The 12,721-nt window shown below is 44.5% G+C and carries 13 protein-coding genes; all 13 read right to left on the bottom strand.

From position 1 onward, the window contains the following. Window positions 1-199: 199 nt before the first annotated feature. The 13 genes from K5Q92_RS19175 to tsaE all read right to left on the bottom strand — a co-directional run bounded on the left by K5Q92_RS19175 (window position 200) and on the right by tsaE (window position 12,687). Window positions 200-664, bottom strand: coding sequence for a ClpXP protease specificity-enhancing factor (locus K5Q92_RS19175; protein WP_220770485.1), 465 nt, complete (start codon window positions 662-664; stop codon window positions 200-202). Beyond that, window positions 664-1,293 (bottom strand): stringent starvation protein SspA, encoded by a 630-nt coding sequence (gene sspA, locus K5Q92_RS19170; RefSeq protein WP_012156731.1) that lies wholly within the window; start codon window positions 1,291-1,293, stop codon window positions 664-666. The genes K5Q92_RS19175 and sspA overlap by 1 nt, the downstream gene beginning before the upstream one ends. A gap of 109 nt (window positions 1,294-1,402) precedes the next feature. Next, entirely contained in the window at window positions 1,403-2,098 is a 696-nt protein-coding gene (locus K5Q92_RS19165) for a cytochrome c1 (protein WP_220770484.1), read from the bottom strand. After that, the gene (locus K5Q92_RS19160; RefSeq protein WP_220770483.1) at window positions 2,098-3,312 is read right to left on the bottom strand and encodes a cytochrome bc complex cytochrome b subunit; all 1,215 of its coding nucleotides are present in this window, start codon (window positions 3,310-3,312) and stop codon (window positions 2,098-2,100) included. Before K5Q92_RS19160 ends, K5Q92_RS19165 begins: the two co-directional genes overlap by 1 nt. After that, entirely contained in the window at window positions 3,312-3,902 is a 591-nt protein-coding gene (gene petA, locus K5Q92_RS19155; RefSeq protein ID WP_220770482.1) for a ubiquinol-cytochrome c reductase iron-sulfur subunit, read from the bottom strand. The genes K5Q92_RS19160 and petA overlap by 1 nt, the downstream gene beginning before the upstream one ends. A 416-nt stretch (window positions 3,903-4,318) precedes the next feature. Then, on the bottom strand, window positions 4,319-5,197 hold the full coding sequence (gene hflC / locus K5Q92_RS19150; protein WP_220770481.1) for a protease modulator HflC: 879 nt from the start codon (window positions 5,195-5,197) through the stop codon (window positions 4,319-4,321). Between the two features lie 3 nt (window positions 5,198-5,200). Beyond that, entirely contained in the window at window positions 5,201-6,346 is a 1,146-nt protein-coding gene (hflK, locus tag K5Q92_RS19145) for an FtsH protease activity modulator HflK (protein WP_220770480.1), read from the bottom strand. A gap of 49 nt (window positions 6,347-6,395) precedes the next feature. Continuing rightward, window positions 6,396-7,691 carry a ribosome rescue GTPase HflX gene (gene hflX, locus K5Q92_RS19140; protein ID WP_220770479.1) on the bottom strand — a complete coding sequence of 432 codons (1,296 nt, stop codon included), beginning with the start codon at window positions 7,689-7,691 and terminating at the stop codon, window positions 6,396-6,398. 23 nt (window positions 7,692-7,714) lie between these two features. Next, complete coding sequence (gene hfq, locus K5Q92_RS19135; protein ID WP_028766005.1) at window positions 7,715-7,993, bottom strand: RNA chaperone Hfq; 279 nt, start codon at window positions 7,991-7,993, stop codon at window positions 7,715-7,717. Between the two features lie 93 nt (window positions 7,994-8,086). Next, window positions 8,087-8,977: a tRNA (adenosine(37)-N6)-dimethylallyltransferase MiaA gene (miaA, locus tag K5Q92_RS19130; protein WP_220770487.1), complete on the bottom strand. Its 891-nt coding sequence runs from the start codon at window positions 8,975-8,977 to the stop codon at window positions 8,087-8,089. A 25-nt stretch (window positions 8,978-9,002) separates the two neighbouring features. Next, entirely contained in the window at window positions 9,003-10,886 is a 1,884-nt protein-coding gene (mutL, locus tag K5Q92_RS19125; RefSeq protein WP_220770478.1) for a DNA mismatch repair endonuclease MutL, read from the bottom strand. A gap of 18 nt (window positions 10,887-10,904) precedes the next feature. Further along, complete coding sequence (locus K5Q92_RS19120; RefSeq protein WP_220770477.1) at window positions 10,905-12,227, bottom strand: N-acetylmuramoyl-L-alanine amidase; 1,323 nt, start codon at window positions 12,225-12,227, stop codon at window positions 10,905-10,907. Continuing rightward, window positions 12,211-12,687, bottom strand: coding sequence for a tRNA (adenosine(37)-N6)-threonylcarbamoyltransferase complex ATPase subunit type 1 TsaE (tsaE, locus tag K5Q92_RS19115; RefSeq protein WP_220770486.1), 477 nt, complete (start codon window positions 12,685-12,687; stop codon window positions 12,211-12,213). The genes K5Q92_RS19120 and tsaE overlap by 17 nt, the downstream gene beginning before the upstream one ends. Window positions 12,688-12,721: the final 34 nt, after the last annotated feature.

The raw sequence follows: 12,721 nt of genomic DNA, 5'->3' as shown, positions 1-12,721 counted from the left end.
TCTACGGCAGCTACAACTTGTAATTTAAAGCCTAACGAATAATCTCGCTGTGTTCGCTTAACGCGGGCTGGTATTGGTGTGGTCATAATAAAGTCCTAAATGTGTAAACACATTCCAGGACAAGACACTAAATAAAAATTAGCCACAAAAAAGCCAGTCTAGAGACTGGCTTTCATTACGTTGAAACAGACTTTACAGCTTATTTAACCAAGGTTAAGTGACCGCGTCGTTTTGGCTCTTTAGCCTCAACTTTCTCGGCCTCTGGTTCGCTAGTTTCAGCAACAGGCTCTTTCAGTACCACCGAAAGCCCAGACTCTTCTTCAGCATCACAATCTAATTGATACGCTTCTTCCATTTCGAAGACCGTACCCGCACCATTTTCTCTGGCGTAGATAGCAACAATCGAAGCCATAGGCAATAGTACCTGCTGAGGAACACCGCCAAAACGCGCACTGAACTCAATAAACTCATTAGTGATCTGCAGGCCACCCACAGCACTTTCGGTAATATTAAGCACAATCTGGCCGTCTTTAACATATTGCTGTGGTACTTGTGTGCCAGGCACATAAGCATCGACAACAACGTGAGGCGTTAACTGGTTATCCATCAACCAGTCGTAATAAGCCCGCAGCAAGTATGGACGATTTGGGGTTAGCTCTTTCATTAGATACCCATGCGCATTTCGCGCTCAGTCTCAGTCAAAGAAGCTTTGAATGATTCACGATCGAATAAACGTGTCATGTAAGCTTTGATATCTTTAGCTGTACGGCTATCAAGCTCAATGCCTAGTACAGGTAGACGCCACAATAGTGGGCCAAGATAGCAATCAGCTAGACCAAACTCTTCGCTCATGAAGTAAGGCACTTCACCGAAAATAGGGGCAATCGCAGTTAGGCCTTCTTGAAGCTCTTTACGAGCAGCATCGGCACGGTCGCCTTTTCTGATACGCTCTACAAGTGCATACCAGTCTTCTTCGATGCGGTGCATCCAAAGACGAGTTTGACCACGTGAAACCGGATAAACAGGCATTAGTGGAGGATGAGGGAAACGCTCATCTAAATATTCCATAATGATGCGAGAGTTATAAAGTACTAGCTCTCTGTCTACCAAAGTTGGCACTGTGTTGTACGGGTTAAGCTCGATCAAGTCTTCAGGGATCTCATTTGGATCAACCTGCAGTACATCAACCGTTACACCTTTTTCAGCAAGCACGATACGTACTTGATGGCTATAAAGGTCGTCTGCACCTGAATACAGGGTCATGATTGAGCGTTTGTTGGCAGCAACAGCCATTGATACCCTCCGGGATTCACAAATCAAAAGCAAAAAATGCAAACACAAACGAGGAGCAAGGCTCCCCGTTTACAATTTGCGGATAATACATTCTAACCTTTATTTGGGGTTAGTGTACATCTTTCCAGTACTCTTTCTTTAAGAGGTAGGCCACAATAAAGAAAATAAATAGGAAGCCCATCACCCACCAACCTAAGCGTTCACGCTCAAGCTTGATAGGATCGCCAGAGTAAACCAAGAACCCCGTGATATCTCGAACCACTTGATCATACTCTTCTGCAGATAGCGTTCCGCCAGTTGCTACTAGCGTTCCATCTTCTTGTTTTACCGGAAGACCTTGAAGACCTTCAAGCACATGCGGCATACCTACCGAAGGGAAAATCGTATTGTTCACACCAAATGGACGGCTTTCATCTTTATAAAAACCATGAAGGTATGAATAGATCCAATCTTCACCACGTACACGGGCAACAAGTGTCAAGTCAGGAGGCGATGCGCCAAACCATTTTGCAGCATCTGCATCTGGAATAGCATTTTCCATCAACTCACCAATCTTGGTACCTTCAGGTACGTACTTAGCACGCATCTCGTCAAGCGGAATGCCTAAGTCTGTTGCAACGCGCTCATAACGTTGATACTGAGTACTATGACAGCCTGCACAGTTATTTTGGAATAGATCCAAGCCACGCTGTAGAGACTCTTGGTCATTCAGGTTAATATTTGCCTTTTCTAGAGGTGCTCCGCCCCCGGCTGCGATAGCCAGAGTTGGCACCAATGCAACTAATGCAATCAGTAATTTTTTCATTAGTGTGTCAACCTCTCTGGTACCGGCTTAGTCTTTTCATTCTTACTGTAAATCCATAGGAATAAGAAGAAACCAAAGTAAGTTAGAGTGAAGATACGAGCAACAATCGTCAGTGCAGGCGTTGCTGGTACCGCACCTAAGTAACCTAGTACTAGGAACGAGATAGCAAACTGACTGATATTCACCTTATGGATCATGCTGCGGTAACGGATTGACTTAACCTTACAACGGTCTAACCATGGCAATACAAACAGTACTGCGATAGCTAAGCCCATGCCGATAACTCCCATTAACTTATCTGGGATAGCACGTAAAATTGCATAGAAAGGTGTGAAGTACCAAACTGGCGCGATATGCTCTGGTGTCTTCATTGGGTTAGCCGCTTCAAAGTTTGGCTTTTCAAGGAAGTAACCACCACCTTCAGGCATAAAGAACAATACATAACAGAAGACAATCAAGAAGCCAGCAACGCCCATGATATCTTTCACTGTGTAGTACGGGTGGAATGGAATGCCATCTTTTGGCCAGCCATTCTCATCTTTATTCTTCTTAATTTCGATGCCATCTGGGTTGTTAGAGCCCACTTCATGCAGTGCGATTAAGTGTAAAAATACTAAAACCACAAGTACAAGCGGCAGTGCAATAACGTGTAATGCGAAGAAGCGGTTTAGAGTTGCTCCCGACACCACGAAGTCACCACGGATCCACAGTGTTAGGTCATCACCGATAACAGGGATTGCGCCGAATAGTGAGATAATTACCTGCGCGCCCCAGTAAGACATCTGCCCCCAAGGTAGCAAGTAACCCATAAATGCTTCAGCCATCAGCACAAGGAAGATGAGCATACCAAATAGCCATAATAGCTCTCTAGGCTTCTGGTACGAACCGTAGATTAGACCACGGAACATATGAAGATAGATCACCACAAAGAAAGCTGAGGCTCCGGTGGAGTGCATATACCGCAGTAACCAACCGTACTCTACATCACGCATGATGTATTCAATAGAAGCAAACGCGCCTTCTGCTGTTGGCACGTAGTTCATTGTTAACCAGATACCTGTAAGCAACTGGTTTACCAGTACTAACATGGCTAACGAGCCAAAGAAGTACCAGAAGTTAAAATTGGTTGGTGTCGCATACTGACCCACGTGACGATTGTACGTAGCGGTCATAGGAATGCGTTCGTCAATCCAACTGACAATATTCTTAACCATTACGCAACTCCTTTATCAACACCAATAAGCACGGTGTTATCATCAATATATTGATGTGGAGGGATAACTAGGTTCAATGGTGCTGGTACACCTTGGAATACGCGACCAGCCATATCAAACTTAGAACCGTGACAAGGACAGAAGAAGCCTGATGCGACTCCTTCGACCTGCTCACCAAATGTATCTGGTAGGTAAGTTGGAGAGCAACCTAGATGAGTACATAGGCCTACGGCTATGAAGAACTCAGCCTTAATTGAACGCTCAGGATTCTGTGCATATGCAGGCTGCTGAGGCTCAATAGAGTCTGGATCGCGAAGTTGAGCATCGATTGCTGGTAGACCATCAATGATCTCCTGCGTACGACGAACAACCCATACAGGCTTACCACGCCATTCAACTCGAATAAGTTGACCTGGCTCTACTTTACTAATATTTACTTCTACCGGCGCACCTGCTGCTTTAGCTTTGGCACTCGGATTCCATGACTTTATAAACGGAACCGCTACAGCAGCGGCACCTGCACCACCAACTACGGCGGTGGCTGCGGTCAGGAATCTGCGACGTCCGGTATCGACTGGCGCATTGCTCATCCACTTGTCTCCAGAGAGTGTTGGAATTTTTGTTTTATCTATCTTTTTCAAAGCTGATTTAAACCGAAATTTAAACCCGAATTTGAGACGCAGCCCATTATAGCCAAAAACTTGAAGCAGATCATAGTTAAAACACTCAACTTAGTTAACTATGTTGGTTTTAATGCTACTTCTGCATAAAAAGTACGCATCAGAACCAACAAAAACGGCCATTTTCATTAGCAGAACATCCTAAATAGTTTCATTCATATTCTTCTAAATTAGTGACTTAGCTTGCGTGAATTTACTTTTCGTAGGCTATAACACGATACTTGACGGAATAGGTAGGAATTAGCGACCGCGTATAAATAGTGAGTAAAAGGCATAAAAAAAGGCCTAACTCACTGTTAGGCCTCTTTATTAACTTTTAGGAACGACTACTTTCCTGAAGAACTCTTCATATATCTAAAGAATTCACTGTCTGGCTCAAGCACCATAACGTCTTTATCACCAGAGAAACTCGCTTTATATGCATCTAAACTACGCATAAAGCTGAAGAACTCAGGATCTTTAGTGTATGCATCGGCGTAAATCTTTGCCGCCTCTGCGTCACCTTCACCGCGTGTAGTCAGTGCTTTACGCTCTGCTTCTGCAGTTTGAATGGTCACACTCGCGTCTGTCTTAGCACGGATAATTTCCGCTTGCTCTTGACCCTGTGCACGATGCTCTTTAGCAACGGCTTGACGCTCTGCACGCATACGTTGATAAATACTGGTACTGACGTTTGCAGGTAAGTTAATCTGCTTAACTCGCACATCGACAACTTCAACACCTAAGTCTTCAGCGCTCTCTGCTGCGTTTTTAAGTGCATCAGATTGCAGCTCATCACGGCTACCGGAAACAATTTCTTTAATTGTGCGACGGCCAAACTCGGTACGAAGGTCGTTGTTGATCTTACGCTGTAGTAAGGTTTCGGCATTCGCCTTAATACCACCATTGGTAGAAAGGTAATAACGTTCGAAATCTTTAATACGCCACTTCACGTATGAATCGACCATCAAGTCTTTTTTCTCAGATGTCACGAAGCGGTCCGCTGCGCCATCTAAAGTTTGTACTCGAGCATCCATAAACTTAATTTTATCAAGCATAGGGATCTTCAAGTGTAGACCAGGGCTATAGACACGCGTCACGCCATCGTCTTTAAGTACCTTTCCGAATCGAGAAACGATGGCACGTTCACCTTCATTCACAACCAAAAGTGAAGACAATGAAATCGCAATAAGCACCGCTACGATTATCGCTGTAAATCTACCCATCACTTAGTTCCTCCCCAACGAACGTTCACCTCTAGATGGGCGACCATCGAGAGGAATGCTGCTGTTAGTGTGAGTTGTACTATTAACTGACATAACAGGCTTTGCCGGTTTAGTATTAGTGCTGGCAGACTTGTGCGCTTGGCTATTCTGCATCAACTTGTCTAATGGTAAATACATCAAGTTACCACTATTCTTAGCATCAATAAGTACTTTGTTAGTACCACTCATGACATCTTGCATCGTATCGAAATACATACGTTCACGCGTCACTTCTGGTGCTTGCTTGTACTCTGGTAGTAACTGTTCAAAACGAGCCACTTTACCTTTCGCTTCAAGAATCACTCTTTGCTTATAAGCAATCGCTTGTTGATCCATACGTTGCACAGTACCACGAACCTTTGGCTCTAACTGGCGCGAGTAGGCTTCTGCTTCACGAATAAAGCGCTGTTCATCCTCTTGTGCTGCAATCGCATCATCGAAGGCATCTTTCACCTCTTCTGGTGGACGAGCAGGCAAGAAGTTTACGTCAACAACTGTAATACCGAGTTTGTACGGAGCGATAATGCGCTCGATTTCGTCCCATGTATCACGACGGATCTTGTCTCGACCCGTGGTCAAAATATCATCCATGGTGTTGTGACCGATCACATAGCGCAGTGCACTATCTGTCGCTTCACGTAAACTGGCATCGGCATCGACTACGCTATAAAGGTAATCTTTAGCGTTGCTCACTCGATATTGAACATCAAGCTGAACCAATACCACGTTCTCATCCGCTGTTAACATACTTCCTGATGCAGGAATTGAGCGGACTGTCTGCACGTTTACTGGTGTCACTTCATCGATAAAAGTGGCTTTCCACTGAAGGCCTGGATCGACTTCTCCGACATATTCGCCAAAACGAAGGGCAACACCTTTCTCAGCCTCTTTGACTGTATAGAAACCCGAAAGTCCCCACACCACAATGGCAATAACCAAAACAATGATTAAGCTCGCACCACTAATGCTGCCGCCTGAACCATTGCCTTTGCCGCCAAAGCGCTTAGAAAGGTTACGAAAAACTTCATCTAAATCTGGTGGTCCTTTATCATTACCACCCTTATTTCCCCAAGGGTCTTGTCCCTTGTTACCGGGCTCGTTCCAAGCCATTTAGTACTCCATAAGTGTATGAAATAAACGAGATTACTAAAATACTTAATTATGTGCCGACAGAGTCGACGACAAAAGTTTCAATTTCACCTAGGCTCTGTTTTACCAGTCGACGCCAATCGGCCTCCAACAAGCGAACAGAGATCATACAGTTCCCCAGATCGTCATACTCTTTCTGCTGTATTACATCCAGTTTATAAAACTGACCAAGATAATGCCCAGCCGAAGCCGGAATTTTTAATGTTAGCTCTAGAACCGCCTTACCAACAAGTTGATTTATCGCTTCTTCAACTAATTCCAAGCCTTTGTTTTGCTGAGCAGAAACCCAGACTCTAATCGGTGTCCCCTCATCATCGTAGTCGATGCGAGGTGTTACCTCATCCAATAGATCGATTTTATTACAGACGATCAATTGTGGAATCTCTATGGCATCGATCTCCTTGAGCACGTTTTGTACCTGCTCAAAGTTATCTCCCATGTTTTCATCTGCACTGTCGACAACATGCAGAAGTAGATCTGCCTGTCGTGTTTCCTGCAGTGTTGCCTTAAAAGCAGCAACTAAATCATGGGGTAGATGCCTAATAAATCCTACGGTATCAGCTAAGATAACCGCACCATCACGCAGTTCTAACTTGCGCAATGTTGGATCCAATGTAGCAAACAGTTGATCCGCAGCGTATACATCTGATGTCGTTAACGCGTTAAACAGCGTTGATTTCCCCGCGTTGGTATATCCCACCAACGACACGGTTGACATATCACTTCGCTGTCGCGCTCTACGACTCTGATCACGCTGTTTATCAACTTTTGCTAGGCGGCGGTTAATCGTGCTGATCCGGCCTCTTAATAGTCGCCTGTCGGTTTCTAATTGAGTTTCACCGGGTCCACGAAGACCAATACCGCCCTTTTGACGTTCTAAATGCGTCCAACCTCTGATTAGGCGAGTCGACATGTGGCGCAATTGCGCTAGCTCCACCTGTAACTTACCTTCGAACGTTCTTGCTCTTTGAGCAAAAATATCCAAGATCAAGGTTGTTCTGTCGAGTACACGACACTCGCACAACTGCTCAAGGTTACGCTCTTGAGCTGGACTTAATGCATGATTAAAAATCACCACATTGGCGTCAGTTGCCGCAACCATCGCAGCTAATTCTTCCGCCTTACCTGAACCCACAAAAAATTTGCGGTCAGGTGAACGACGACTACCAGAGATCACACCGATTGACTGAGCACCAGCCGATTCAACTAAAAGCTTCAGCTCATCTAAATCTTCTCGGTTATTTTCGTCAGTAAAGTCGATATGGACAAGTACCGCTTTCTCTCCCGCCTCATAACGATCAAACAAAAAGCAATCTCCTTAATAATAAATTACTTATCGTCGCCATCGTCATGCTGTGCGTTATAGCCAGCTTGAGCATTTGTCGCTTGATGGTTGCTCACGTTAAATGGACGCGAAGGTACCACAGTAGAAATGGCATGCTTGTAAACCATCTGGCTTACTGTATTTTTAAGCAAAATAACGAATTGGTCGAAAGACTCAACTTGTCCTTGAAGCTTAATGCCGTTAACAAGATAAATAGATACTGGAACGCGCTCACGACGCAATGCGTTCAAAAACGGGTCTTGTAAAGATTGCCCCTTTGCCATTTTCTAATTTCCTTTTTAATTAAAATTAATAGTTATTCTAATACGATAAAACTTTATCTTTGGTTTTAGTATTATACAGCAACAGCTAATAAGCTAGCGACTATGTCGCATTACTGTTGCAAGATTACTTTCGGCTCCACTTTCTAGCCAAATTAAATCGGGCCATCCGCGTAACCATGTTAATTGACGTTTTGCCAATTGCCTAGTAGCAACAATAGCTTTTTCGACCATAGTATCATAGTCAATTTCACCATCGAGATACTGCCAACACTGTCTATATCCTACGCAGCGCATGGAAGGTAGATCTAAATGCAAGTCACCTCGAGCCTTTAAACGCTCAACTTCTTCAGTAAACCCTAGAGTTAACATGGTTTTAAATCGAGTTTCTATAGCCTTATGTAACACCTTTCTGTCGCTTGGCGCAATCGCAAATTGCACAGCTTCGTAAGGGAATGCGTCTGACTTAGTCTTAGTAAGCTCTGTTAAAGATTGACCGCTAATTCGATAAACCTCTAATGCTCTAGCTAAGCGCTGTGGATCATTGGGATGAATTCGCTCTGCAGACACAGGGTCTATTTCTCTTAGCTGATCATGCAGTGCTTGCCAGCCTTTGGTTTCAGCCTCGGCTGCAATTTGCTCTCGAATTGCCTCATCGGCAGCAGGAAGCGGTGATAAGCCCTCTAACAAAGCTTTGAAATACATCATAGTGCCCCCAACAAGCAGGGGCGTCTTACCACGACTCAATATATCTTCGATCTGAGCCAAGGCGTCACGTCTAAAATCAGCCGCTGAATAACTCTGTGCAGGATCGATAATATCGATAAGACGGTGGGGGGCAGCGGCTTGCTCCGCAGCATCAGGCTTAGCGGTCCCAATATCCATCTCTTTGTAGATCAACGCAGAATCCACAGAGATAATCTCACAGTCATACTGCTTAACAAGCTCAATCGCTAATGCGGTTTTACCTGAGGCCGTTGGCCCCATTAAGGTAATAATTTTCTGTGATTTTTTATCGGTCACTCTGGTTTTCTTTTATCCATTGCTCCCAAGGTAAGTCCTGGGATTGATTATAAAGCTCGCCCTGTACATCATCAGGCAACGTATTTAGGGCAAACCATGCCTCACTTGCGGAGGTAAATCGGTTTGCAGCTTGCTCAGCAAGCCACTTTATGACGGCTGCATCGCTTGGTAACTCTAACCGGACCCACTGCAATAACTCAGGGATTATAACCGCCAATTGGCTGTCTCTTAGATATGGGGGCACTTTCTTAATAATCAACTGCCCAAGACGAATAGATAGCTCAATTCCTAACTTTCGTAGTAGTTGATCGCGATTTTCAATGATCTCAGCCCAATCATCATCGACCGCAACTGCGACAGGCATCAATAGAGGCTGACCAATTAATCCCTGTGCGAACTTAGCGCTAATTTCCGCTTTTTGTACGGCTTTAGCGACCACTGCGATATCAAGTAAAGATATTTTATCCTCTTTAACCAGCACCCAATACATGCCTGCAATGACTGGCGGCATATTCGCGCCGCCATGACTTACTCTGCCCATACCCACTTGAGTATTTTCTGTTCGCAAAGGCGTACCGGAATTCTGAGGCACAGCTGTATTTGTATTTAAGAGTTCGCCGTAAGCTCGAATACTACTCAGTGAAGGCGAACTCCCTTGAGCGCCCCTAGAGGTTGATTTTAATTCACTTCGATAACTGTTACTGCCAGTAGAATAATCTACTTGTCGAGAAGATACGTTAGGCTCTCTCAAATCTAAGTTAGCCGATGGCTTACTTGCACTCTCTTCCGAGTAATTAGCGGCAACGGCGCCCCTTGTAGGACTCGCCTGCCAACTTATCGCAGCTTGCTCTTCCGATTCGGCAGCGATGGGAAGTTGTACCGATTGGGTCATCGCCGACTGTAGTGCCTGCAAAATATAATCGTGCACATAACGACTCTGGTGAAAACGTACCTCATGCTTAGCAGGATGGACATTCACATCCACTTGATGAGGATCCAGTTCTAGCATAAGTACATAGCCAGGAGAGACTCCCTCGGCATATTGGGCAAAGGCTTGGCGAACCGCGTGATTGACCAGTCTGTCTTTAACTAGACGGCCATTAACGTAAAAATACTGCGTCTCACTGTATCCACTAGCAGCATGGGGTGACTGTAAGTACCCACTCAAGCTTAAATCGTTGTGCTTACACTCAATTCTCAAGCAAGTCTCAGCAAACGCTTTGCCACAAATTTGTCCAAGGCGTTGGAGATATTGTGTCTCAGTATTCGCAGGACGGTAATTGCGTACCGTCTTGCCATTATGCTTAAGGGTGAAATAAATATCACGTCTAGCCAATGCAATACGCTTGAGCCACTCATCGATATGGGTGAACTCTGTCTTATCACTCTTTAAGAATCGGCGTCTTGCTGGAGTATTAAAAAACAGGTCTACCGCTTCAACGGTTGAGCCTATAGGGTGAGCGGCTGGCAATACTTTAACAGCCATCTCTGTACCTTCGGCTTGGGCCTGCCAAGCCTCTGTCTGATCAGCTGTGCGTGAGGTTAAAGTCAGCCTAGATACGGAGCTAATACTCGCCAAGGCTTCGCCACGAAAACCGAAACTTAAAATGGCTTCTAAGTCATCGAGAGATTTAAGCTTAGAGGTCGCATGCCTTGACAGGGCTAGGCTCAAATCTTCTTTTGGGATCCCTGAGCCATTATCGCGGATACGGATCAGTTTAGCGCCACCCTTTTCGATCTCAATATCGACACGAGTGGCGCCAGCGTCAAGGCTATTCTCAACCAGCTCTTTAATCACAGACGCAGGGCGTTCAACTACCTCGCCGGCTGCGATCTGGTTAGCTAATTGTGGCGGTAACTTTTCTATTGCCATGATTTACTCTTAACAGCCTTAAGCTCTTGGGATTTTCAGTTTTTGGCCAATTCGAATGTTATTTGAAGTAAGGTTATTGGCCTTCTTCAAACTGCTTATTGAGATCTGATAGCGATGCGCAATAACAGATAGCGATTCACCACTGCGAACCTTATGCTCAACACTGCTTTTGCTTGCCAACATTGAATTCACTGGAGGGTTAGCTTCAAAATACTTCACAACCCCTTTATGAATCGCTTTAGCTACATTATTTTGATGATCGCGTTGTGATAATAGACGCTCTTCTCTCGGATTAGAGATAAAACCCGTTTCAACTAAAATCGAGGGAATATCTGGCGACTTTAATACCGCAAAACTTGCCGATTCAGGTTTATGCTTATGTAGCTTTGTCACTCGTCCAAGATTGGAAAGTACATCTCCGGCAATGTTATGACTAATCGCCATTGAGCGATCCATCGACATATCTAGCAAGGTCATCGCCAGATACTGTTCATTGTCAGTGTTTTGAATAATCTCACCCGCTCCGCCCAGTAACTCTGAGTGCTTCTCTTTTTGTTCTAACCAACGACCGATTTCACTGTTAGCACGGCGCATAGATAAAACCCATACTGACGCACCTTGAGGCTGAGGCGAGGTAAAAGCATCAGCATGAATAGAGATTAGGAGGTCGGCTTTACTGTTGCGCGCAATTTCGGATCGCTTATTCAGATTAACGAAGTAATCACCTGTGCGCGTCATTACCGCACGCATACCGGGTGTTGCATTAATTTTTGCCTCAACTTTCTTAGATATCTCTAAAACCAGCCTTTTCTCATATATACCAGTTGGCCCTATGGAGCCAGGATCTTCACCGCCATGACCCGCATCAATTGCGATGACCACATCTCTCAACTGGTTTTTCGGCTTACTAACAGGTGGTTTTTTCGCCGTTGAGCCATCGCTATCTAAATCAACCACCAAACGATTACCGTATGGGGCTGTTGGAGGCAATGCAAATAGGCTAGCTTTAACCGGCTTTGCCAGATCGATAACAATACGTAAAGTGCCTTTTTCTGGCGGTTTACTCTTACGTACCTTTTTGACCAGCTTGCTGTTGTTTTTGATCTTATTAAGATCGACGTTATTAGATGCTTTTTTTAAGTCAACGACCAAGCGGTAAGGATTTGTCAGCGTAAAATAGCTGTAATCTGGAGACTGACTTAAATCGAGTACGATACGAGTTGACTCTGGCGCAGCCCAAATTCTTACGCTTTCGAGTTTATTCGCACTCTGCGCAAAAAATGAAGCACCGAAAGTAACAAAAAGTAGAAAGAATCTAAATATATTACTGTTTATTATCATTATTATTTATGGCCGCCAGTATTTTCTCACCTTTCGAAGAAAGAGCCTGTAATTCAATCTGCCGCCCAGTATTAACATAATTAATATGGATATGTATATCAGCAGGAGGTAATAAACCATGACCACGATCAGGCCACTCTACGATACAGAGGCTGCGATCAGTAAAGTAATCGCGTATTCCCATGAACTCTAACTCTTCAGGATCATACAAACGATATAGATCGAAATGATACACATCTAAGCCATCTAACTCATAGGGCTCGACTAGAGTATATGTAGGACTCTTAACCGCACCTTGATGTCCAAGACTTTGGATAAGCCCACGACTAAAGGTCGTTTTTCCAGCCCCTAAATCACCACTTAAATAAACCGTTAATGGCGGGCTAATGAGTCCTGCTAACTCAGTCCCTAACTTAACGGTTTCTTGCTCATCACTTAAATTTAATGTAATTGCTTGCATACTCATTACGAATCGAAAAGTGTCCTAGTAATTT

This window comes from Shewanella sp. MBTL60-007 (genome assembly GCF_019654915.1).
Taxonomy (GTDB): domain Bacteria; phylum Pseudomonadota; class Gammaproteobacteria; order Enterobacterales; family Shewanellaceae; genus Shewanella.
This window is presented reverse-complemented; position numbering and strand designations above follow the sequence as displayed.

Coding starts and splice junctions, on each gene's coding strand:
- hflK (WP_220770480.1), bottom strand. CDS start 6,346: ATGGCTTGGAACGAGCCCGGTAACAAGGGACAAGACCCTTGGGGAAAT.
- hfq (WP_028766005.1), bottom strand. CDS start 7,993: ATGGCAAAGGGGCAATCTTTACAAGACCCGTTTTTGAACGCATTGCGT.
- K5Q92_RS19160 (WP_220770483.1), bottom strand. CDS start 3,312: ATGGTTAAGAATATTGTCAGTTGGATTGACGAACGCATTCCTATGACC.
- mutL (WP_220770478.1), bottom strand. CDS start 10,886: ATGGCAATAGAAAAGTTACCGCCACAATTAGCTAACCAGATCGCAGCC.
- tsaE (WP_220770486.1), bottom strand. CDS start 12,687: ATGCAAGCAATTACATTAAATTTAAGTGATGAGCAAGAAACCGTTAAG.
- K5Q92_RS19165 (WP_220770484.1), bottom strand. CDS start 2,098: ATGAAAAAATTACTGATTGCATTAGTTGCATTGGTGCCAACTCTGGCT.
- K5Q92_RS19175 (WP_220770485.1), bottom strand. CDS start 664: ATGAAAGAGCTAACCCCAAATCGTCCATACTTGCTGCGGGCTTATTAC.
- hflC (WP_220770481.1), bottom strand. CDS start 5,197: ATGGGTAGATTTACAGCGATAATCGTAGCGGTGCTTATTGCGATTTCA.
- petA (WP_220770482.1), bottom strand. CDS start 3,902: ATGAGCAATGCGCCAGTCGATACCGGACGTCGCAGATTCCTGACCGCA.
- miaA (WP_220770487.1), bottom strand. CDS start 8,977: ATGGGGCCAACGGCCTCAGGTAAAACCGCATTAGCGATTGAGCTTGTT.
- K5Q92_RS19120 (WP_220770477.1), bottom strand. CDS start 12,227: ATGATAATAAACAGTAATATATTTAGATTCTTTCTACTTTTTGTTACT.
- sspA (WP_012156731.1), bottom strand. CDS start 1,293: ATGGCTGTTGCTGCCAACAAACGCTCAATCATGACCCTGTATTCAGGT.